This is a genomic window from Corallococcus sp. Z5C101001, from assembly GCF_007352635.1.
GTDB lineage: Bacteria > Myxococcota > Myxococcia > Myxococcales > Myxococcaceae > Corallococcus > Corallococcus silvisoli.
The window spans coordinates 287,125-309,895 of record NZ_VKLU01000012.1; the positions used below are offsets into that span (position 1 = coordinate 287,125).

Genomic DNA, 22,771 nt, shown 5'->3' on the forward strand with positions numbered 1-22,771 from the left:
CACGGAGCCTCGCCATGTCACAGGACCGATTCACGACCAGCCGCGAGGTGTATCACCGCATCCGGTGGGACCCCCGGCTCGATGCCCGCGAGTTCGTCGTTGGCTACGACGCGCACCGCGGAGCGCTGGAGGAGATGCCCTTCGAGGCGTTCGTCCCCGATGGGGAGATCCCCTGGCACCGCGTCTGGTACTTCAAGCGCGGCCACCAGGTGGTGTGGGATCGCAAGACGCGCGTCGACCTGCTGAGCAACACCGGCGCCGCCGAGGAGCCCACGCCACCTCGGCCTCTCGCGGTTCCCGGCTTCACGCCGCTGTCCGCATGGCGCTACGACGCGCGCTCGGGCTCCTGGTCCGAGGCCCCCCGCGACACGGGCCACGCACTGCCCCCTTCCGCCTCCCTCACCGTCGCCACCTTCAACGTCCTCTTCGACCTGTACGACAAGGAACTGCTGGCGACCGAGCGCAGGACGCCGGCGACCCTCGCGCTGCTGCGGGACACCGACGCGGAGGTCATCGCCCTCCAGGAGGTCACCCCCTCCTTCCTCAGGGCACTGCTCGCCGAACCCTGGGTGCGCGAACGCTACTGGCTGACGGAGGGCCCCGGCGCGAACACCGTGGTGCCGTATGGTCAGGTCCTGCTGTCGCGCATCCCGCTCGCCTCCGTCTGGCAGCGCGGCTTCTCCCGGGACAAACGCCTCGTCGCCGCCGAGCTCCGCTTCTCCGACGCCACGCTGTGGGTGGCCACGCCGCACCTGACGAGCAACCGGGACGCCTCCGGCGCCGCCGCGCGCACCGTCCAGGTGCAGGTCCTCCTCGACTGGGCCCGTGCACTGGAGGCCACGAGCACTTCCGAGTCTCCGGACCTGATGCTGGCCGGTGACTTCAACTTTGGCGATGACGCTCCCGAAGCGGAGGCCTTCGCGCGCGCGGGCTTCGTGGACGCGTGGTCCGCGCTGCGGCCTTCGGAAGCGGGGGAGACCTTCAACCCCCGGCTGAACCCGCTGGCGGCGCTCACCACCGTTTCGGGGCGGCTCCAACGGTTGGACCGGATCTTGGTGGCATCCCCGTCGGGCCGGTTCGCTCCGGAGGCCATCAGCCTCTTCGGGGAGGCGCCCGTGAAGGGGCCGCCCGCACCGACGGGGGAACCCCTCTTCGCTTCCGACCACTTCGGCGTGCGCTGCGTCCTGCGCCGCGAGGCGGTGGCCTCTCCGTTGACGCTCGTCTCGCCGTCCTCGGTGGCGCGGGTCCACCACACGGCGCTGGTGCTCATCCCTCCCGAGGATGTCTGGGCCCCCATCCAGGCGCTGCGCAAGAAGCACGACGCGAAGTTCCAGCGGTGGATGCCCCACATCACGCTGTTCCACCCCTTCGTTCCAGAGGAGGATTTCGAGACGGCGGAGGCGCTCCTCGTGGACGCCCTCCAGGGCTTCGAACCCTTTGACGTGATGCTCTCCGCGTTCGACCGCTTCGAGCACCGCGCCAACGCGACGGCGTGGCTCCGGCCAGACGAACAGCCACCGGGCGCGCTCGCGGCCCTGCACGCGAGGCTCGTCGCGGCCCTCCCCGAATGCGCGTCGCCCGCCCATGTCGGCTTCACGCCCCACCTCTCCGTGGGCCAGCTCGCGCTCTCGGAGGATGGGGAGGTCGCCCGGACGCTCGCCATGTGGCAGCGAAGCTGGAGGCCGCTGAGGTTCAGCGTGGGGGAGCTGTGTCTCGTCCGGCGAAAGGGGGACACCCCCTTTGAAGTCGTCCGGCGCATCCCTCTGACGGGCAGCGCGCCTCGGACGCGTAGGTCCGTCCCAGCGCACGACGACCGTCCCCTGCGAGAGGTGCTCGCCTCGCTCGGCGCCGTCGATTCACGGGAGGGGCACGCCGCGCGGACCTCGGCGGTGGAGCAGCTGCGCGGGCACTGCGAGCGGGTGGGCGCTTCACTGCATCCCTATGGCTCGTACCTGCTGGACACGGACGGCGTGGGCAGCGACGTGGACGCGGTCGCCATCGGCCCGGCGACGCTGTCTCGCGAAGACTTCGCGCGAGCACTTCTCCAGGAGCTGGCCACGTCCACTTCAACCCCCGCTCGCTACGTGGCGGACGCCGCCATCCCCTTGGTGAAGCTGTGCCTGGACGGCGTGAGCTTCGATCTGGCCTATGCGAGCCGCCCTCCGGGAGTGCCCGCCGAAGCACCCCTGACGTTGCTGGAGCGTCATGGCTCCCAGCTCGACGTCGCGGGGCTTCGCTCCATCCTGGGGCTGGCGGACACGCTGGGACTGCGGGACGCCGTCGCCCCGGAGGGTGGACGGACCGAGCGGTTCCAGGCCCTGGTTCGAGCGGTCAAGGCCTGGGCCCGGGCCCGCGGCATCTACTCGCATGCCCTGGGCTATCTCGGCGGGCTGTCGTGGACGCTGCTCGCGGCCTGGGCCTGCACCCGCGCGCCCTCGGATGCCGTGTCCTCCGACGCGTCGCTGCTCGCGCACTTCTTCGAGACCTTCGCGGCCTGGCCGTGGCCCCAGCCCGTGACGCTCACGCCCGAGACAGCGCGCTACCACCCCGAAGGCAAGCGCGACCTCCTGCCTGTCATCGCTCCAGCGCTTCCGGCTCGGAACACCGCGCGCAACGTGTCGCGCTCCACGTTCCGCGTCCTGCGGGAGGAACTGCTCCGCGCCCGCGAACTCGTGGCCAGGGCCCGCGTCTCGCGCACGGCCTCCGCATGGGCCGCGCTCTTCCAGCCCCTGGACGCGGAGCACGACCTGCCGACCTTCCTGCGGCTGTCCGTCGACGCCCCCACCCCCGAGGCCCGCGAGGCCGTCGCGGGTTGGGTCCTGGGCCATCTCACGGCCCTGGTGTACCGGCTGGAAGGAGACCGGCGCCTCTTCGTGCGTCCGCTCCAGCCACCGCGGGCCGGAGGAACCTTGCTCATCGGGCTGGAGGTCCACGAGGCCCGGGACGCGGATGCCTTGTCCTGGCAGCCTCACGGCCCGCTCTTCACGGCCGTGGAGGCGTTCCGCGGGGCCTTCCACGAATGGGTGAACCGCCCCGACGGCGCCGCGCTTCAGGTCGAGCTCGTGCGCGGCAACCCGCCGCGCGCTCCGAGGCCGACGCCCTGAGGGACTTGCGTCACTTCGGGCTCACGAGCCACGAGCCCCACCGCATGAGCCGCGTGCCGCCCTCCGACTCGCGCTTGCCTCCGGCGACCACGCGCTCGGTGCCGCTGGCGAGCGGCTGGAAGCGCGCCTCGTAGGGCAGGCCCGCGAGTCCCGGGGCCCACGGCTCGGCCGCGTAGGTCTCCGAGAAGGCGCGCTGGACGCCCTCGACGTTCTCGCTGCTCTGCTCGATGAGCACGGGAACGCTGTGGCCCTCCGCCGTGAAGGTGCCTCGCGTGGAGGACGCCGCGGCGGGAGGCCACTCCCCGGAGGCCAGCGCCTCCGAGGGCAGGCTCAGCAGGAGCTCCTCGAGCGCCTCCGGCTCCGCCTGCGAGAAGTCCGCGCAGGGGGCGGCCTGGGCACCCTCGACGGGGCCCTCCGTCCGCAGCAGGTAGCCACGCTCCGCGGCGAAGCACACGCGCTGCACACCCGGCGCGGGGCCCACGTCCACATACCGCTCGTAGTAGGCGCCCGGGCCCAGGGGCCGCTCCAGCGCCGGCACTGGGGCGCTGGCATCGGCCGAGCCCTCGCGGAACTCGCGCAGCGTCAGTTCGACTCCGCCCGGGATGCGGAAGCCCGCCGACACGGTGCTCGCGTCAATCAACCCGTGGGTGAGATAGAGCGGGCCCGGTGTGTTGGCGTAGACGCGCGTGCGCAAAGGGCCGTCGAACGGGCGCTGGTCGGTGACGTAGCGCACGGCCTCCCAGGTGCGGCCCGCGCTGGAGGTCTTCTCGGCGGTGGCCTGGCCTCCATGGGGCACGTCGAACGGGCGCGTCGTCTCCGCGCGCACGGGGAGGAGGAGGTCGGTCGCCAGCCGCGGCTGCGCCAACGGCTTGCCGGACGCGTCCGTGAACGCCACGCGCACCCAGACCCAGGGCTGCTGCACCGCCACCACCTCCAGCGTCAGCTGGCCGGCCACGGTGCGCGCGGTGCCGCCACTTCGGGGCTCGGGGCCCTGCGTCGCGGAGAAGGCATAGGTGACGCGGTCGCCCACGCGGGCGCGGCTCCAGGCGTCATCGGCCGCGAGGGACGCGGGCTCCTGGGTTCGCGTGTCCGAGGGAGAGGGGGCACTGGACTTCGTGCTCTCGCAGCCCGGGAGGAACGACAGGGTCGCGCTCAGCAGCGCGGCGAAGGGGAGGGCAGTAGGGCGCATTGGCATCGAAGACGGGATACACCGGGAGCCCATTCACGCCCATTCGCTCGCCGGCGCCGCGTCCTCCCTCCAATGTTCACGGGTGAATACGACCCCGGGGCCAGTGACTGAATCAAAGACACCACTGTCCGGAAATTGTGAGATTCAGTCTTAGGCTTGAAAACCACTGTAACGGCGACCTCTTGGAATCATGGACGTCACGTGACGTTACTCTTACATTCTTGAAATCTGGAGTGTCTGCGCTCCAAGAATTCCTGGAAGGATCGTCAATCCCCTCTGGCGTATCGCATGGCCCGACAGTTGCTCTGTCGCCGGGCAAGCTGTCCGTGGCTGACGGGAAGGTCAGGCGGCAGCGGATCTCCCCCGAACCAGAGGAACGACGAATGTTCAAGAAGGCGGCAGTCCTCGTTGCGAGCTGTGGCGCGCTGTTGTCTGGCTGCGGTACCGATCTGGAGAGCGAGAACCAGGAGATTGTCTCCAACCTGGTGCAGGCGGGCTTCCCGGCAGACGACATCATGGTCGTTGATGGTGCCGTGTACGTGGGCCGCGACGCCCAGGTCTCCCTCGAGGCGTCCCGCGAGATGCTCCAGCCCGGCAAGGAGAGCGCCGAGCAGTACCGGACGACCAACCTGGTCAGCACCAGCGTGAAGAAGATCTGCATCAACCCCACGTCCACGTTCAACACCTACACCCGCCTGAGCCAGGGCCTCGACCTGGCGATCGGCAACTACAACAGCCTGGGCCTCACCTTCACCATGGCGCGCGGCCCGACCACGGGTTGCAACGCGAACATCACCGCGACCATCACGTCGGGCGCCGGTGGCTCCTCGGGCTTCCCCTCGGGCGGCCTGCCCTACGGCACCATCAACATCGGCACCGGCCTGCAGAGCTACAGCGTTGACGTGAACGAGCACGTCATCACGCACGAGATCGGCCACACGATCGGCTTCCGTCACTCGGACTACTACAACCGCGCCATCAGCTGTGGTGGCTCCGCCTCCAACGAGGGCACCGCGGGCGTGGGCGCCATCCTCATCTCCGGCACGCCGAGCACGGCCACGGTCGGCGGTTCGATCATGAACTCCTGCTTCCGGTCCACCGAGACCGGCGAGTGGACCAGCTCCGACATCACCGCGCTGACCACCATCTACTGAGATGCGCTCCAGGCCCCCAGGGATGTCCATGTCGCACTGGGGGCCGCTTCTCGTGGGCACCTCCATCCTGGGCCTCGCGGCCTGTGGAACGGGGGGGCCCGGGGATCCTCCGGGCACCGGCCTCGTCGAGGTTCCCTCCGTCTGCGCGAGCGTGAAGAAGCCGGAGGTGCGCGGCCTCTCTCAGTGCGGCCCGCTCCGCGAATTCATCCCCATCAACCGCTACCAGGGCGAGTTCTCCGACGTCGTCCAGGACCGCGAGGACGCGGTCGTGCTGATTGACGGGCGCTGCACTGGAACCTTGATTGAAGCAAGCGCGGGTCCCGTGGTCGTGACGGCCGGGCACTGTGCCAGGCTCGGCGACCGGGCGCTGCTGGTCTTCAACTTCGAGGAGGCCCCCGACGGCGACCCGCTGGTCACCGAGGGCACCGTCATCGAGCAGTCGCTCGAACCCGACTATGCGCTCATCCAGTTGGATGTGCTGCCCGCGGTCAGGCCCGTCCTGCTGACGACCCGGTCCACCGAGCGGCTGGCCATCATCCAGCATCCCCGCGGCCTGCCCAAGGTCATCGCCGAAGGCAGGTTCGTGGATTCATGTGACCGGCGCCTCTACTACTCGGACCTGGACACCCTGGTCGGGAGCTCTGGCGCGGGCGTGCTCAACCGTCAGGGATACCTGCTGGGCATCCACACGGACGGCGACTGCGACGCCTTCGGCCGCGGGACCAACCGGGGTTGGACCCTGGAGTCGATTGTCGAAGCGTCCTCGTACCTTCAGAGCGCCGACATCGCCGACCGCTGAGCGGAGGCCGAACGTCCGCGTCGCCTGAAGACCCGGAGCGGGGTTAGAGCCCCATGCAGTTCGCGTAGTACGTCACCGTGCCGGGCCAGTCGCTGAAGACGCCGATGACTCCGACGTGCCGGGCGAGCACGTCGAGCGCGACCAGCATGTCGCCATCGTTGTTGATGGCCGGCGCGACGGACTGGAAGTAGAAGCCGCCGCCATTCTTCAGCAGGCCGTCGCGCTCGAACGACCAGGTGATGATGTCCAGGCCCGCCGCCCGCGCGGCCTTCGCATACGCGGACGGGACGATCTTCCCCTGCGCGTCCAGCGTGAGGAGCACGTAGATGGGCGGTGCGATGACCTTCACGCCCGAGTCCACCAGCTCGTCCATGCTGGGGACCCAGGTGGTCGGGTTGTTCGGATCGAAGCGGGTGCCGGGGATCTCATAGCGGCCATCGAGGTACACCGCCTGCTTGCCGAACCGGGGCTCGTGCTGGATCCAATACAGCACGTCGTTGCGGTCGAAGGACTGCGGCCAGACATCGCTCGGGGAGACCCGGGCCTGCTTGTACTCGTCGATCATCTGCTGCGCGTACTGCTGCTGCGTGTACTCGCCCTGGAAGGGCATGGGGACGCTGGGGGCCTTGAGCTCGGGGGTGAACTTCGTGCCCAGCTTCTTGAACAGCTCGATGCTCTCCCGGTGGGAGAGGACGGTGCCGCAGGTGGCATACAGATCCGTGCGCCACTTCGCCGTGCCGTCCAGGTACTGGGCCACGGTGGTCGCGGCCGGGTTGGCGGCGTCCATCTTCCCGCAGAGCTGCTTGAACTCGGCGAGCGTGATGTCGCTGGTGCAGCAGAGCGCGGACGCGGGGCGCCCCACCGCGGGGTTCGCCGGCTGGAAGGGCTGCGTGCACTTCGCCGCCAGGGAGGGGATGGCGAGGATGTTCGTGGTGGTGTGCAGGTCACACTGCGAATGGCGGCACACGAGCTGCCGGTCCTTCGTGAAGGTGACGTCGCACTCGAGGATGCCGGCCCCCATGCGGGCCGCGGCCTCGTAGGACTCCTTCGTATGTTCGGGGAACTGGAGCGGAGCGCCCCGGTGGCCGATGGAGAACTCCGTCTTGGAGAACGGGCCCTCGGAGCATTGCTGGAGCTTCCGCTTGAGGGGGCTCTCGTCCATGTCCTCGACCAGGTAGTACGGCCGGGGTCCTACCTGGACGTTGAGCCGGCGCGGATTCCCGCGTCCGGAGGACTCCGAGCTCCGCCCAACCGACGCGGAGTCATCATCCCCGGCGAAGGCGATGGAGGGGACGGCAAGACAGCTGGCGATGGTCACGACGGCGAGTGACAGCAACCTCGTCGGGGGCATGGGCGCGCGGCTCCTGACAGGAGTTCGAGGGAGTGAAACCGCGCGCACCTTGCACCGGGGGGTTGTTCCTCGGTGTCACGAGTCGGATACGTTTTCCACGCAAAACTGTTACGGCCGCTTCGGCAAGGAAAGCCAGATTGTGGCGGGGCCCTCCGACGCTCGCCGCGGCCGTGCGGTCAGGGACTCGCGCTAGCGGACCTGTCCCTGGCTGTTGGCGATTCCGGAGGCGCGCAGCGCGGTGACCAGGGAGGTCTTCCCGTCGACGAGCGTGACAGGGATCCGCTGGCCGCCCATGGGGACGGAGCCCAGCCCCGCGACGCCCGTTGGCAGCTTGAGGCCGCTAGGACGGGCGCCCTCGAGCTGCATCATCTTGTCGAAGGTCGCTTGGGACGTGCAGACCATCCCCTTGAGGTTGTTGGTGAGGGGGACCTTCTGCCAGTGGAGCTGCTCGTTCTGCTCCTTGGGGGCGGTGCCCGCCACGGTCCGGTTGAAGTTGTCGTTGCGGGACGCCTCGGACTGCTTCCCCCAGAGGGGCTTCGTGCGCTGGAGCGGGTTTCCATCCTTCGCGAGCTGGGCCTGGTCGTGCTTCGTCGCGCCCGGCACGAGCCCCATGTTGTCCGTGGAGGAGGCGCGCCAGGAGTGGCCGGGCCTGGTCAGCACCTCGGGGCTGAGGATCATCTGCACCTTGTCGTCGTTGCTGCCGACGCCGAGGCCCTTGGACGGCCAGTCCTTCTGCTCGGTGCCCACCGCGCGGGTGTAGACCGCGAGGGCGCCTCCGCCGTTCTTGTCGGCAGGCCGGCTGTACTTCGCCTCGGGGCCCAGCCGGTTGTAGGCGGAGCGGAGCTGACGGCCCCGGAGCGCGCTGTCGACGAACTCCGGGCTGATGCCGTGGGTGAGGCAGGAGGCCTGCTCCAGGTTGAGCGCGGGCGCATCCTTCTTGTTCGGAGCCATCGCGGGGGCGGCGCCCTGCGTGAAGCCGACAGCGTGGGAGGGAGGCTGGGCGTGGTGGGCTCCGGCCACCGGCGTGGAGAAGGCGCTCGTCCCCTGGTGGGTGTTCGTCCCGGTCGCCTGGTTTGGCGCGGCCGTGTTCGTCGCGGGCGGGATGACCGCCGGCGCGGGCCGCGGCGCCTCCGACCGGGCTTTGACGAGGTGGGTGGGCGGCGGGTTGATAGGCTTTGGGATCCGGGTCGGCATGGCGGCTCTCCATCTCCAATCGGTGGACGCCAGCAATGCCTATCACCCCGTCCGCTCAAGGACGAGACGACGGGCGGGCCCATGTGTGTGCTGCCCTACAGCTCGCATCGCGCCTCAGCCGGCCTGGGGGGAGCGCTTGGGCGTGAGCTGTGCTTCGAGCGTCCGCGCCCAGTGGGCAATCACCTTGCGGCGCCGGGCGGTATCGTCGTGGAGCAGGTTCGCGAGCGCCAGACCGCGCAGAAGGTCGAGCGTCGCGCGCACCGCCTCACGGACGTCGCGGTCTCGCTCATCGAGGCCGAGCAGCTCGACGGTGATCCGGTGCACCTCCCGGCCGACGTGCGTCTCGAGCGGCAGCAGCATCGCCTTCAGCTCCTCATCCGCCACGGCCGCCACCCAGAGGTGCGTCGCGGCCGTGAAGAGCGGACCGGCGTAGACGTCATGCAGCAGGTTCAACAGGGGCTCGATGCGTCGCCGGCTCTCCGGCAGGCCCTTCGCGCGTCGCGCGAGCTCTTCAATCTGCTGGTGGAAGACGTGCTCGACGGCCGCCGCGACGAGGGCCGTCCGCGTCGGGAAGTGGTGCTGACAGGCGCCCCGCGACACCCCCGCCCGCTCGGCGATGGCGCCGGTCGTCGCCCCGGCCCAGCCCTTCTCCACGAGCACCTCGATGGCGGCCGTCATCAGCTTCTGCCGCGTCACCCGGCTGCGCTCCTGCTCCTGCCTCGTCGTGCCGCTGGCCGTGCCGCTCATGTCCCCACCCTGTTGCGCGGCCTGGAAAAAAGCAATCACGATTGCTTTCTTTCGGAGCGAGGGGTACAGACTCAACACCCACGGTCACGGGAGGAACGATGGACGCTCGCTCGTTGCGCATCGGCAATGCATCCGGCTTCTACGGCGACCGCTTCTCCGCGTTCCAGGAGATGCTGGAGGGGGGGCCGCTGGACGTCCTCACCGGCGACTACCTGGCGGAGCTGACGATGCTCATCCTGGGCCGCGACCGGCTGAAGAACCCGGCGGGCGGCTACGCCAGGACGTTCCTGCGCCAGCTGGAGCAGACGCTGGGCCTCGCGGTCGAGAAGAAGGTCCGCATCGTCGCGAACGCGGGCGGCCTCAACCCGGCGGGGCTCGCGGCCGACCTGCGTGCGCTCGCCGCGAAGCTGGGCCTGGCCGTCCGCGTCGCGCACGTCGAAGGGGATGACCTGGTCGGGCGCGCGGAGGAGCTGGGGTTCGACCAGCCCCTCACGGCGAACGCGTACCTGGGGGGCTGGGGCATCGCGGCGTGCCTGGACGCGGGCGCGGAGGTCGTCGTCACGGGGCGTGTGACGGATGCCTCGCTCGTGGTCGGCCCCGCGGCCTCGCACTTCGGCTGGAAGCGCCATGACTGGGATCGGCTCGCGGGCGCCATGGCCGCCGGCCACGTCCTGGAGTGTGGAGCCCAGGCGACCGGCGGCAACTTCGCGTCCTTCAGCGAGTTCGACGCGCGCCTGCCCGGCTTCCCGCTCGCGGAGATCTTCGCGGACGGCTCCAGCATCATCACCAAGCACCCAGGCTGCGGTGGCGCCGTCACCGTCGACACCGTCAAGGCCCAGCTCGTCTACGAGATCACCGGCGCCCGCTATGCCGGACCCGACGCCACCGCGCGCTTCGACACCATCGCGGTCGAGTCCGCGGGCCCGGACCGGGTGCGCCTGTCGGGCGTGCGCGGTGAGCCGCCTCCTCCTGACGTCAAGGTGTGCCTGAACCGGCTGGGGGGCTTCCGCAGCGAGGCCAGCTTCGTGCTCGTCGGACTGGACATCGAGGAGAAGGCCGCGCGCGTGCGTGCGCAGCTGGAGGCCACGCTCGACCCGCGGCCGGCCGAGCTCGTCTACACGCTCGCGCGCACCGACCACGCCGACGCACCCACGGAGGAGCAGGCCGCCGCGACGCTGCGGGTCGCCGTGAAGGATGCCGACGCGAAGGTCGTGGGCCGCCACTTCAGCAGCGCCGTGGTGGAGCTCGCGCTGTCCAGCTACCCCGGCTTCTTCCTGCCCACGCTGCCCGGCGACGGCGCTCCCTTTGGCGTCTACACGCCGGCCTTCGTCGATGCGCGGAAGGTGCCGCATGTCGCGGTGCTCCCGGATGGGGCGCGCGTCGACGTGGCGCCGCCAAACGAGACGCGCGGGCTCGAAGCGGCCCCCGTGCCGGCGCTGCCGGCGCCACTGGCCCCGGGGCCCACCCGCCGCGTGCCGCTCGGTCAGGTGGCCCTGGCCCGCAGCGGGGACAAGGGCGGGGACGCGAACATCGGCGTGTGGGTCCGCACGGAGGCGGCCTGGCACTGGCTCGTGCATGCCCTCACGGAGGAGCGGCTGCGGGAGCTGTTGCCGGAGACGCGCGGGCTCACCGTCCACCGGCACGTGCTCCCGAACCTGCGCGCCCTGAACTTCGTCGTCGAGGGACTGCTCGGAGAGGGCGTCTCGTCGTCCACCCGCTTCGATCCGCAGGGCAAGGCGCTTGGCGAGTGGCTGCGCGCGCGCCACGTCGACGTACCCGAAACGCTTCTCTGACCCTTCTCCCGCGCGCACCGAGGAAACCCATGCCGCAGACCCAGGAACACCGCGCCATCCGCCAGACCGTCCGCAAGTTCGTCGAACAGGAGCTGAACCCGCACGTCGATGCCTGGGAGGCCGCGGAGATCTTCCCGGCGCGAGAGGTGTTCGGGAAGCTGGGGGAGCTGGGGCTGCTCGGCATCACCAAGCCGGCGGAGTTCGGCGGGCTGGGGCTCGACGCATCGTTCTCGGTCGCCTTCGCCGAAGAGCTGGGCCGCTGCACCTGCGGCGCGCTGCCCATGGCGATCGGCGTCGTCACCGACATGGCGACGCCCGCGCTCGCCCGCTTCGGCAGCGATGCGCTGCGGCGGGAGTTCCTGGCGCCGACGCTCGCTGGCGAGCGCGTCTGCTCCATCGCGGTGAGCGAGCCCGGCGCGGGCTCCGACGTCGCGGCGGTGACCACCACCGCGCGCCGCGACGGTGACGACTACGTCATCGACGGCAGCAAGATGTGGATCACCAACGGCATGCAGGCGGACTGGATCTGCCTGCTCGCCAACACGGGTGACGGGCCGGCGCACGCGAACAAGTCGCTCATCATCGTGCCAATGGACAGCCCCGGCATCACGCGCTCGAAGATCCGCAAGCTGGGCATGTGGGCCTCCGACACGGCGCAGCTCTTCTTCGACGGCGTGCGCGTGCCGGTGCGCTTCCGCGTCGGCGACGAGGGGCGCGGCTTCGCGATGCAGATGCAGCAGTTCCAGGAGGAGCGGCTCTTCGTGGCGGCCAGCACCCTGGCCACCTTCGACCGGCTCATCGCGCAGACGGCCGACTACACGCGGCAGCGCAAGGCCTTCGGACAGTCGATCCTCGACAACCAGACCGTGCACTTCAAGCTCGCGGAACTCCAGACGGAGGTCGAGGCGCTCCGAGCCCTCATCTACCGGACCGTCGACCTGTACATCGAGAACAAGGACGACCCGGAGGTCGTGAAGCTCGCTTCGATGTGCAAGCTCAAGTCGGGCCGGCTCGCCCGGGAGCTCGCGGATGGGTGCCTTCAGTTCTGGGGCGGCATGGGCTTCACCTGGGACAACGACGTCGCGCGGGCCTACCGCGACCTGCGCCTCGGCTCCATTGGCGGCGGAGCCGACGAGGTGATGCTGGGGATCATCAGCAAGGCCATGGGCACCCTGCCGCGCAAGGCGCGGGGCTGAGGAGAACGCACGATGGGATACCGTTCAGTCTTCGCCCCGGATGCCTTCGCGGGCCGCACCATCCTCGTCACCGGCGCTGGAAGTGGCATCGGGCGGTGCACGGCGCATGAGCTCGCTTCGCTCGGCGCGCACGTCGTCCTCGTCGGCCGCAAGCCGGAGAAGCTTGCTCGCGTCGCCGGAGAGCTCTCCGCCGAAGGCCATGCGTCCACGCAGCACGCCGTCGACATCCGCGACGAGGCCGCGGTGCGCGCGATGGTGGCCGCCGTCGTCGAGGCTCGCGGCCGGATCCACGGGCTGGTGAACAACGCGGGCGGCCAGTTCCCCTCGCCGCTCTCGCAGATCTCCAAGAAGGGCTTCGAGGCGGTCGTCGCGACGAACCTCACCGGGGGCTTCCTGGTCGCGCGCGAGGTCTTCACGCAGTCCATGAGCGAGCATGGCGGCGCCATCGTGAACATGCTCGCGGACGCCTGGAACGGCATGCCGGGCATGGGGCACTCGGGCGCGGCGCGCGCCGGCATGTTCAACCTCACGCAGACCGCCGCCGTCGAGTGGGCCTCCTCCGGGGTCCGCGTGAACGCCGTGGCGCCCGGCTGGGTCGCCTCCAGTGGCCTCGACACGTACGAGGACCCGGGGGTCCGCGCGCTCATCCCCCTGCTGCGTCGGCAGGTCCCCCTGCACCGGCTCGCCACCGAGGCGGAGGTGAGCGGCGCCATCGTGTTCCTCCTCTCCGACGTGGCGGCGTTCATCACCGGCGAGGTCATCCGCATCGACGGGGGCGCGTCCTGCAACACGAAGGTGTTCCCGCTGGAAGAGCACTCGAAGTCGAAGCCGTATGACGGTTTCCACCTCGCCGCCGCGCCGAGCATCCTCGACGGCCCGAAGGAGCAGTGACGTGCCGACGCTCGTCTCCCGCATCGACCCGGCCTCCGCCACCTTCACCTCGCAGCGCAAGGAGCTGCTCGACCGGGTGGCCGAGCTGCGCGCCATCGAGCAGAAGTCGCGCGACACCGAACAGCTGGCTCGCGAGAAGTTCAAGCAGCGCGGGCAGGTCCTGCCGCGGGAGCGCCTGGCGCTCCTGCTCGACCGGGGCTCGCCCTTCCTCGAGCTCTCCACGCTCTGTGGCTACAAGCACCACGACGACAGCGACGGCTCGCTGGCCGGGGGCAACACCGTCATTGGCATCGGCTTCGTCGCCGGTGTGCGCTGCCTCGTGTTCGTCAGCAACTCCGCGGTGAAGGGCGGCACCGCGACGCCCTGGGGCGTCCAGAAGGCGCTGCGCGCGCAGGAGATCGCGCTCGAGAACCGGCTGCCGGTCGTGTCGCTCGTGGAGAGCGGCGGCGCGAACCTGCTCTACCAGCAGGAGATCTTCATCCCGGGCGGGGAGACCTTCTACAACCAGGCGAAGCTGTCCGCGGCGGGCATCCCTCAGGTCACGGTCGTCCACGGCTCCAGCACGGCCGGGGGCGCGTACATCCCGGGGCTCTCCGACCACGTCGTCATGGTCCGGGGGAAGGCGAAGGTGTTCCTGGCCGGCCCGCCGCTGCTGCTCGCGGCCACGGGCGAGGTCGCCACGGACGAGGAGCTGGGCGGCGCGGAGATGCACGCGACCGTGGCTGGCACCGCGGACCACCTCGCCGAGGACGACGCCGACGGCATCCGCATCGCGCGGGAGATCGTCGCGTCGCTCGGATGGAATGACGCACAACCCCCGCCCACGCGCTCCTCCTTCGAGCCTCCCCGCTACGCGGCGGAGGAGCTCTGCGGCGTCGTGCCCGGCGACCACCGGCGGCCCTACGACTGCCGCGAGGTCATCGCGCGGCTCGTGGATGGTTCGGACTTCGCCCCCTTCAAGGACGACTACGACGCGCTCACCGTGTGCGGCTGGGCGCGCATCGAGGGCCGGGCGATGGGCCTCATCGGCAACAACGGGCCCATCACGCCGAGGGGCGCGACGAAGGCGGGGCAGTTCATCCAGCTCTGCTGCCAGGCGCGGACGCCCATCGTCTACCTCCAGAACACGACCGGCTACATGGTGGGCACCCAGTCGGAGCAGGGGGGCATCGTGAAGCACGGCGCGAAGATGTTGCAGGCCGTCGCCAACGCGACCGTGCCCCAGGTCACGATCCTGCTGGGCGGTGCTTTCGGCGCGGGCAACTACGGGATGTGTGGCCGCGCCTTCCACCCGCGCTTCATCTTCGCCTGGCCGAACGCGCGCACGGCGGTGATGGGCGGCGAGCAGGCCGCGAAGGTGCTGTCCATCGTCTCCGCCGAGAAGGCCCGGCGCGCGGGCCAGCCTTTCGACGAGGAGGCGATGCGCGAGTTCTCGCGGCCGCTCGTGGAGCAGTTCGAGCGCGAGTCGGATGCCTTCAACTGCAGCGCGCGACTGTTCGATGACGGCGTCATCGACCCTCGGGACACGCGGCGGGTGCTGGGGTTCGTCCTGGCCACGTGCGAGGAGTCCTCGCGCCGCGCGCTCTCACCCAACACCTTCGGCGTCGCCCGGTTGTAGGGAAGGGAACCATGAAGCGCATTCACAAGGTGCTGGTGGCGAACCGGGGAGAGATCGCCGTGCGCGTGCTGCGGACGTGCCGCCGGCTCGGCCTGCGCACGGTCGCCGTCTTCTCCGACGCGGACCGGGACGCCCCCCACGCGCGGCTCGCCGACGAGGCGGTGCGCCTGGGGCCCGCGCCCGTGCGGGAGTCGTATCTCTCCATCGAGCGGGTGCTCGCCGCGGCGAAGGCGTCCGGGGCCAACGCCATCCACCCCGGCTACGGCTTCCTCTCCGAGAACGAGGACTTCGCGCGCGCGTGCGCGGAGGCGGGCCTCGTGTTCATCGGGCCGCCCGCGGAGGCCATCGAGCTGATGGGGAACAAGCGGCAGGCGAAGCTGTGCATGCAGGCCGCCGACGTGCCGTGCATTCCCGGCTACGAAGCGGCCCGCCCCGGCGAATCGCTCGACGACGAGGCCCTGGTCCGCGAGGGCCAGCGCATCGGCTTCCCGGTCATGGTGAAGGCGGCGGCGGGCGGCGGTGGGCGCGGCATGCGCCTCGTCCGCGAGCCGGGGGCGCTGCTGGACGCCATCCGCTCTGCGCGCTCGGAAGCCACGAACGCCTTCGGCAACGGCGAGCTCATCCTGGAGCGGGCCATCGAGGGGGCGCGCCACGTCGAGGTGCAGGTCTTCGCGGACGCGCACGGCAACGCGGTGCACCTGGGGGAGCGGGACTGCTCCATCCAGCGGCGTCACCAGAAGGTGGTCGAGGAGAGTCCGTCTCCGGCCGTCACGGCGGCGCTGCGCGAGCGCATGGGGGCCGTGGCGGTGCAGGCGGCCCGCGCCATCGGCTATCGCGGCGCAGGCACCATCGAGTTCCTGCTCGCGCCGAACGGCGACTTCTTCTTCATGGAGATGAACACCCGCCTCCAGGTCGAGCACCCGGTGACGGAGCTCGTGACGGGGTTGGACCTGGTGGAGTGGCAGCTGCGGGTCGCCGACGGCGATGCGCTCCCGCTGACGCAGCCGGAAGTGACCTTCCGTGGCCATGCCATCGAGGTGCGCCTGTGCGCGGAGGATCCCGCCAACGGGTTCCTTCCCCAGACGGGGCGGCTGCTCTCGTGGGTTCCCCCGGCGGGGGAGGGCGTCCGCGTCGACCACGGCGTCCGCGAAGGCCAGGACATCACGCCGTTCTACGACTCCATGCAGGCGAAGCTCATCGCGCATGGGCCGGACCGCGAGACGGCGCGTGAACGGCTGGCCGCGGCCCTGCGGGAGCTGACGGCCTTCGGCGTCACGACGAATGGAACCTTCCTCCAGCACATCCTGGCGCATGAGGTGTTCCGCTCCGGCCGGTACGACACGGGCTTCGTCGGCGCGCACATGCCCCCGGAGACGCTGCGCGCGCAGGGACAGGCGTCCTCGGAGGAGCAGGCCGTCCTGGCCTCCTTGCTCTTCCACGACGACGCGATGGCGCTCGCGGAGCGCGGAGGCTTCGACGCGACGCTCGCGGGCTGGAGCAGCTCCCAGGCCCTGCCGGTGCCGATCGTGTTGAATGACGGGGCAGGGGAGTTCCGCGCTTCGGTGCGGCCTGTCGCGCCAGAGCAGTACGAGGTCCGCGTCGGCGATGCCGGCGTCACGCTCGCCCTGCGCTGGCTCTCCGCCGGAAGCGCCGAGGTCGAAGTGGCGGGGAGGCGCCGCGCGCTCCGGTACCGGCGCGCGGGAGGCACCTTGTGGTGCTCGCTCGATGGCGTCACGCGCCATCTCCGCGACGTCTCCTTCCGGCCCCCCTCCGAGCGCGAGCGGGCCAGCGATGGCCGCCTGCGCGCGCCGATGGACGGCCGCATCATCCGGGTGAGCGCCGAGGTCGGCGCGACCGTGAAGCGGGGCGACGTGCTGGTGGTGCTCGAAGCGATGAAGATGGAGTCGTCGCTCGTCGCGCCGACCGATGGCGTCGTCACGGCGCTGAACGTCACGGTCGGGGCGCAGGTGCCCGCACGTCACGTCGTCGCGGTGGTCTCGCCGGAAGGAAACGAGGCCGCGTGACGAGAAGCCCGCTGCCCCGGCCTGGCGCGGGACTCTCTGGAAGGCCCACCCGGCTCAGCCCCACGCCCTGACGGGCGGAGCGGCGCGCACGATGCCTCCGACCCAGGAGGAGACATCATTCATCGTTCGGCCCTTCGCTGGCCGGAGCGGACAGCGCTCGTCGGCGGAGCGCTGGAGTCTCGGCACTTCGAGGACGTGGGCAGGGGAGGGGAGCGGCGAGGGGCGTCCCTCGCGAGCTCCAGACCCGGCCCGCTCCTGGGGCCACTGCCTTCGCGCCCCCGGAGTGGAGGCGCGAAGGCGCTGCCTTACGGGGCGATGCCGCGCTCGAAGGTGGCCAGCTGGAGCTCCAGCTTCCACTGCAACGCGGCGCGCTTGTTGGCGGCGAGGAAGCTCTCGCAACGGGCGGAGGCCGTGCCCTGCTCCGGCTTGTCGGCGACGCAGGCCTCCACGGTCTTGGTGAAGGTGTCCCGGGCGGCCCAGAGGCTGTCGCCCTCAGCGAACGCGTGCTCCAGGCTGGCGCGCGCCATCTGCTTGAGCGTCTTGTAGTCGAGCCGCTGGTCGGTGGCGGCGGCGACGTACTCCTGGGTGATGTCGCCGCGCAGGATGCCCGAGTCGTCGGTCGACAGGGCGACCGGCACGTTGTTCTTCAGGTACGCGGCCAGCGGGTGCGCCTCACCCGACATGCCCAGCAGCACGCGGTTGGAGGTCAGGCAGATCTCCACCATCACGCCCGCGTCGTGCATGTCACGCAGCAGGTCCGCGGCGCCGTCACCGGCCGTCTCGCCCAGCACGTCCGCGCCGTGGCCGATGCGCTCCGCGTGGGCCTTCTCCACGGCCTCCCGGATGTGGAAGTTCAGGTGCTGCTGGTCCTGCGCCGTGAGCACCGCCGGGATGAGCTCCCCGGCGTGCAGCGAGACGTGGACCAGCTTGCGGCCGACCTCCTGGTCGTTGAAGTCGTCGAGCGTGCCCAGGGCGAACATCTCATCCTGGTAGAAGGCCAGGGAGTTGGCGTTCTCCTCCGGCGACACGAGGTTCACGCCGACAATCTCAGGCACCTTCTGGGCCAGCTCATAGGCATACACCCACTGCCCGAAGACGTTCGTCCGGTCCGCGGTGCGGTTGGCGGAGACGATGAGGCGCACCTCCACGCCGCAGCCCGGGTCTGGCTGGGCCGTGTCGCAGCCCATCAGGAGGCGGGCGCCCTTCAGCGTGTTCGCGATGCTGGTGGTCTGCGCCGTCAGCGCGCTCTGGAAGTCCGGCAGCGCGATGAGCTGCTGACGCTTGGCCAGCAGGGTCGGCTTGTCCCAGACGTCCGTGGACGTGAAGAGCGGCGTGGCCAGGCTGCCACCCCGGCCCGCGCCAAAGCCTTGCATCAGCTCCACGTAGATCTGGTGGTGCTTGCCCGCGCGCGACAGGATGTCCGCGTAGCTGTCGTCATTGCGGGAGTCGAGCTGCACGGCGCCGTACTTGCCGAAGGCGTCGAAGAAGTGCTGGTGCGCGGCGAGCAGGGGTCCGGGGTGGTTCTCCATGGACCAGGCGCTCATCACGGCGTCGCGGAGGGCGCGGTCGCTCTCCGTCTGGGAAAGGGGCACCGAGCCGGCCGCGCACGGGTTGCTGGCGACGTAGGTCGTCGTGTCCACGCAGGCGCCGTCCTCCGCGCCCCACGCGATCAGCTTCTCGGTGGTGATGGCGCCGGAGGTGTGGCTGTGCAGGTCGCCGCCCTTGGGCATGTCGAACAGGAAGGTCCCGAGCGCCGTGGCGTCGCCGCGCAGCGACTCCATGTGCTCGTTGACCCGCTCCTCTCGCGTCTTCTCAACAGGCGGGAGGGGATCCTCTTCACTGCAAGCGCTCAGGCCGAGCGCGGCGACGATGGCGAAAGTGGAAAACCGGATCATGGCGGAAGTGGCAATCCTTGTGAGGGTGCGGGGGCGCTCCGTACAGGTTGCCAAGGAGAACGTGAAGATGTTTTCTGCTCTATCCAATTTTTCTCGAATGCGTATGAGAATGGATTCAAGAGAGACCCAGGTCCAGTTGCGTCAGGTCAGCGCTTGCCCAGGAGGCCCGAAGGGCTCCACTCCAGGACCTTCAAGTCGAACCCGGCCTGCCGCTTCCCGGCGATCCAGTCCTCCAGCGCGCTCAGCGCCGAGGCCTCGTCGCCGAAGCGCTCTTGCGAACCGTCGCGGGTGATCAGGGTCGCCCCTTGCACGATGGCGGACGTGTACTCCGCCTTGGGCCCGCCGTGCTTCGCGAACTCCCGTTCGAGCGGCCCCCGGCCGGGAATCTCAGACGTGACGCGCAGGAAGTCTCCCTCGTAGCGGGCCTCCAGCCGTCGCAGCTCGAGCACGGCCGCGTCGGCGGTGCCGAAGGCGAAGCGGAACGTCCTCATCGACCCGTTGTTGGTGCCCGCGTGCAGTTGGATGACGGCGCCGAAGCGCTCGAGCTCCAGGAAGAGGTCGCCCCGCTTGCGCCAGAAGGTGGCGCGCTCCGAGGCGCGTTGCTTCACGTCGAGGGCTGGCGGCGCGTCCTTCCCGAAGAACTGCTTGCCGTCGAAGATCTGCAGGGGGAAGTTGCCCGGGCTCAGCAGCCACACCTCGCCGGTCTTCCGCTGCGCGTAGATGACATGCTTCGCCCGTGCCTTCTTCGACGCCTGGGCCGCGATCCCTTCGATGTCGAGGCCCTCCAGCTCTTCGGCGGTGGGGGCGTCCGGCTCGCGCACCTGCCGGGGCTGGGGCGCGTCCGTGAAGGCAGGCTCGCTTCGTCGGATGCGCTCGAAGAGTGCGTCGTGGTGGATCTCTCCAAGGTCCAGGTCCCAGAGCGCGGGGAGGAGGAAGGTGGACGCGAGCGAGGCGGCGTCGTCCCCGGAGCGTCCATTCTCCAGGTGATGCTCGGCGTGGACCTGCCCGTAACAGGCCACCTCGTGATCATTCTCATCGAGGAAGCGCGTGCTGAGGTCGCCCGCCACCACGAGGCTGTCGTCGTTGTAGACGCCCTGGATGACATCCCGGACCTGGAGGTCTCCGAGGACCAGGATGTTGCCCGACGTCTGGAGCCCCCACGCTGAACAACGGCCGAGGACCACGAGGGTCGAGTCCGGCCCTTGGTCCTCCAGGACGCCCGCGACCTCCAGGTCGCCGAGCACGATGAGAGGGCGGGTGACGAGCAGCGAGCCAGGAGCCCGCGCGTTGCCCGTGACGACCCGGGCCTCCGAGACGGAGCCGTCGAGCACCGCGTCCTCGGGCGCCAGGACCTCGCGCAGCACCAGGGCCGCGAGGCCAACGGGCGAGAGGGGACCGGGGCAGAGCGCCTGGATGAGCGACGCGGGCGTCAGCGAATCCTCCTCGTCAAAGACCTGGGCGAGCGATTCGACCGTGGGCTCGCCATGGTGCGAGAGCGCGTCGAGGACGGCCCCGTCAAGGCGGGTGAGGGTGGCCTCCGCGCGGGGAAGAAACTCGGTCTGGGTCAGAGGCATGCGCGCATCCTAGCTGCGCGAAACACAGTCAGGGGGGCTCCCGTGCGGTGCTTCTTGTCCCGGAGGGGGCACGGACGCCTCACTGGCGGGGTCTCGCGCCTTGCAACGGACCTCGTCCTCGCTGAGCATCGGTCCGTGTCTTCACTTCCCCCGGCGTCGTCACGCGACTCGAGCGCGAGCGCCAGTCCTCCACCCCCTCGCGTCCTGGCCGACGCCTTCGTGCGCACGCGCGTTCACGAGGGCGCGCTCGTGCTTGGCGCGGCGCTCTGCACCGCGGTGCTCGCGCAGGTCGCCATCGCGGTGCCGGGCTCACCGGTGCCCATCACGGGACAGACGCTCGCGGTCGTGCTCACGGCCGCGGCGCTCGGGCCTGGGCGAGGCATGGCCGCGCAGCTCGTCTATCTCCTGCTGGGGGCGGTGGGTCTGCCGTTCTACGCGAAGGCGGCCAGCGGTTGGGGCTCGCTCGTCGGACCGACGGGGGGCTACCTGGTGGCCTTCCTGCCCGCGGCCTGGCTCGTGGGCCTCGCCGCGCGCCGCGGGCTCGACCGGCGGCCGTGGACGGCGGTGGCCGTCTTCCTCGTGGGGCAGCTCGTCATCCTGTGCATCGGCATGGGCTGGCTCCAGGTGGCGGCCTCGCTCGATCTCGCGACCGCCTTCCACAAGGGCTTCCTGCCCTTCGTTCCAGGAGGGGTGCTCAAGGCCGCCATCGCCGCGCTGAGCACGTCCCTCGCATGGCGGCTCGCACGGGCTCGCGCTTCTCGCGCCATGGCTCGGTGAACCCAGGTCCAGGGCGCGCTCTTGACAGTGAACACTGTCGGGGAGCGCCCCCTCCCTCCAGGGCGGCTCCCCGGCTCGCGCGTGTTCGGACACGCACAGCGGCATGAGGCCTTGGGCCGCGCGTCGCGCTCGCGGTGATTAGCTGCCGCGCGGATCCACCAGCCGCCCCCAGAGGAGAGCCCCATGCGCCTGCGCGCCGCCCTGATGACCCTTGCCTTCATGTCCCTCCTGTCCTTCGCGGGGCCAGCGCGAGGACAGGAGTCCGTGGCGCCCACGGACCCGAGCGGCGCTCCGGTCCCGGGTCCAGCCGAGGGCGCCTCGCCACAAGCCTCTCCCACGGCGTCCCAGTTCCCCCCGGCCTTCCCCGGCCAGACGAACGCCCCCGCCGTCACGTCACAGACCCGCTATCAGGTCACGGAGGTGGCCTCGGGCTTCAACTACCCCTGGGCCGTCGCCTTCCTGCCCGACCGGCGGATGCTGGTGACGGAGAAGCACACCGGCAACCTCTTCATCGTCACGCCCGAGGGCGTGAAGTCCCCGCCCATCGCCGGCCTGCCCCCCGTGGATGGCAGGGATCAAGGCGGCCTGCTGGACGTGGAGGTCTCGCCCGACTTCGCCACGAGCCGCCTCATCTTCTGGACCTATTACGAGCCTCGCGCGGCCGGCAACGGGCTCGCGGTGGGGCGCGGGAAGCTCAAGGAAGGCGCACAGCCCCGCATTGAAGCCTTGCGGATCATCTTCCGCATGAAGCCCACGCTCGACTCGACGATGCACGCGGGGGGGCGCCTGGTGTTCCATCCCGACGGCACCTTGTTCGTCACCCTGGGGGAGCGCTCCATCCTCCCGGGCCGCGTCCAGGCTCGAAAGCTGAACAGCCACTTCGGGAAGACGGTCCGCATCAACCCTGACGGCACGGTGCCCGCGAACAACCCCTTCGTGAATCGCAGCGACGCACGGCCGGAGATCTACTCCCTGGGCCACCGCAACGTCCTGGCCGCCGCGCTCGACAGCCAGAACCGCCTCTGGGAGGTGGAGATGGGGCCGCTTGGCGGCGACGAGCTCAACCTCATTGGCGCGGGCAAGGACTATGGCTGGCCCACCATCGGCTACGGCAGGGAGTACTCCGGCGCGCCCATCCATCAGAGCGCCCAGGGCCCGGGCATGGAGCAGCCGGTCTACTTCTGGGATCCGGTCATCGCTCCCTCCGGGATGACCATCTACTCCGGGAACCTCTTCCCGGAGTGGAAGGGCAACTTCTTCATTGGCGGGCTGGCCGGTCACGCCCTGGTGCGGCTGGTGATGAAGAACGACCGGGTGCAAGGCGAGGAGCGGATGCACCCCGCGGGGAACGCCCGCATCCGCGACGTCGTGCAGGGCCCCGAAGGCGCGCTCTATCTGCTCACGGACGATCCGAACGGTCGACTGCTCAAGATCACGCCGCGCTGAACGTCCTCCGCCGCGTCAC

Annotated in this window: 16 protein-coding genes; 10 read left to right on the plus strand and 6 right to left on the minus strand. The window is 70.3% G+C overall.

Annotation, left to right across the window (positions count from 1 at the left end; genetic code table 11):
- The first annotated feature begins 14 nt into the window (after positions 1-14).
- On the plus strand, positions 15-3,104 hold the full coding sequence (locus FOF48_RS26700) for a poly(A) polymerase (protein ID WP_143905949.1): 3,090 nt from the start codon (positions 15-17) through the stop codon (positions 3,102-3,104).
- Positions 3,105-3,114: 10 nt separating this feature from the next.
- On the opposite strand, the gene FOF48_RS26705 is transcribed toward FOF48_RS26700, so the two are convergent.
- Complete coding sequence (locus FOF48_RS26705) at positions 3,115-4,293, minus strand: DUF6068 family protein (RefSeq protein WP_304503238.1); 1,179 nt, start codon at positions 4,291-4,293, stop codon at positions 3,115-3,117.
- 383 nt (positions 4,294-4,676) lie between these two features.
- Here FOF48_RS26705 and FOF48_RS26710 point away from each other — a divergent pair, with 383 nt between their 5' ends.
- Positions 4,677-5,447, plus strand: coding sequence for a zinc-dependent metalloprotease (locus tag FOF48_RS26710; RefSeq protein WP_143905953.1), 771 nt, complete (start codon positions 4,677-4,679; stop codon positions 5,445-5,447).
- A 1-nt stretch (position 5,448) separates the two neighbouring features.
- Positions 5,449-6,246, plus strand: a complete 798-nt coding sequence (locus tag FOF48_RS26715) for a serine protease (RefSeq protein WP_143905955.1) — start codon at positions 5,449-5,451, stop codon at positions 6,244-6,246.
- 43 nt (positions 6,247-6,289) lie between these two features.
- On the opposite strand, the gene FOF48_RS26720 is transcribed toward FOF48_RS26715, so the two are convergent.
- The 3 genes from FOF48_RS26720 to FOF48_RS26730 all read right to left on the minus strand — a co-directional run bounded on the left by FOF48_RS26720 (position 6,290) and on the right by FOF48_RS26730 (position 9,577).
- Complete coding sequence (locus FOF48_RS26720; protein ID WP_143905957.1) at positions 6,290-7,597, minus strand: glycerophosphodiester phosphodiesterase family protein; 1,308 nt, start codon at positions 7,595-7,597, stop codon at positions 6,290-6,292.
- A 189-nt stretch (positions 7,598-7,786) separates the two neighbouring features.
- Positions 7,787-8,791 (minus strand): hypothetical protein, encoded by a 1,005-nt coding sequence (locus FOF48_RS26725; RefSeq protein ID WP_143905959.1) that lies wholly within the window; start codon positions 8,789-8,791, stop codon positions 7,787-7,789.
- A gap of 114 nt (positions 8,792-8,905) precedes the next feature.
- On the minus strand, positions 8,906-9,577 hold the full coding sequence (locus FOF48_RS26730; protein ID WP_255442710.1) for a TetR/AcrR family transcriptional regulator: 672 nt from the start codon (positions 9,575-9,577) through the stop codon (positions 8,906-8,908).
- A gap of 59 nt (positions 9,578-9,636) precedes the next feature.
- Here FOF48_RS26730 and FOF48_RS26735 point away from each other — a divergent pair, with 59 nt between their 5' ends.
- The 5 genes from FOF48_RS26735 to FOF48_RS26755 are packed head-to-tail and all read left to right on the plus strand — an operon-like array spanning position 9,637 to position 17,060.
- Entirely contained in the window at positions 9,637-11,331 is a 1,695-nt protein-coding gene (locus FOF48_RS26735; RefSeq protein WP_143905961.1) for an acyclic terpene utilization AtuA family protein, read from the plus strand.
- A gap of 29 nt (positions 11,332-11,360) precedes the next feature.
- On the plus strand, positions 11,361-12,527 hold the full coding sequence (locus tag FOF48_RS26740) for an acyl-CoA dehydrogenase family protein (protein WP_143905963.1): 1,167 nt from the start codon (positions 11,361-11,363) through the stop codon (positions 12,525-12,527).
- A 12-nt stretch (positions 12,528-12,539) separates the two neighbouring features.
- Positions 12,540-13,418 carry an SDR family oxidoreductase gene (locus FOF48_RS26745; RefSeq protein WP_143905965.1) on the plus strand — a complete coding sequence of 293 codons (879 nt, stop codon included), beginning with the start codon at positions 12,540-12,542 and terminating at the stop codon, positions 13,416-13,418.
- 1 nt (position 13,419) lies between these two features.
- Positions 13,420-15,036 carry an acyl-CoA carboxylase subunit beta gene (locus FOF48_RS26750; RefSeq protein ID WP_143905967.1) on the plus strand — a complete coding sequence of 539 codons (1,617 nt, stop codon included), beginning with the start codon at positions 13,420-13,422 and terminating at the stop codon, positions 15,034-15,036.
- An 11-nt stretch (positions 15,037-15,047) separates the two neighbouring features.
- On the plus strand, positions 15,048-17,060 hold the full coding sequence (locus FOF48_RS26755; protein WP_143905969.1) for an acetyl-CoA carboxylase biotin carboxylase subunit: 2,013 nt from the start codon (positions 15,048-15,050) through the stop codon (positions 17,058-17,060).
- Between the two features lie 305 nt (positions 17,061-17,365).
- Here FOF48_RS26755 and FOF48_RS26760 read toward each other — a convergent pair whose 3' ends face one another.
- Complete coding sequence (locus FOF48_RS26760; protein WP_143905971.1) at positions 17,366-18,955, minus strand: adenosine deaminase; 1,590 nt, start codon at positions 18,953-18,955, stop codon at positions 17,366-17,368.
- A 146-nt stretch (positions 18,956-19,101) separates the two neighbouring features.
- A complete protein-coding gene (locus FOF48_RS26765) occupies positions 19,102-20,529 on the minus strand; it encodes a hypothetical protein (protein ID WP_143905973.1) in 1,428 nt (475 codons plus the stop codon).
- A 219-nt stretch (positions 20,530-20,748) separates the two neighbouring features.
- Between FOF48_RS26765 and FOF48_RS37265 the strand changes: the two genes are divergently transcribed.
- Both FOF48_RS37265 and FOF48_RS26775 read left to right on the plus strand, forming a co-directional pair.
- On the plus strand, positions 20,749-21,306 hold the full coding sequence (locus FOF48_RS37265; protein ID WP_255442711.1) for a biotin transporter BioY: 558 nt from the start codon (positions 20,749-20,751) through the stop codon (positions 21,304-21,306).
- A 183-nt stretch (positions 21,307-21,489) separates the two neighbouring features.
- Positions 21,490-22,752 (plus strand): PQQ-dependent sugar dehydrogenase, encoded by a 1,263-nt coding sequence (locus FOF48_RS26775; RefSeq protein ID WP_186002082.1) that lies wholly within the window; start codon positions 21,490-21,492, stop codon positions 22,750-22,752.
- The last annotated feature ends 19 nt before the right edge of the window (positions 22,753-22,771 follow it).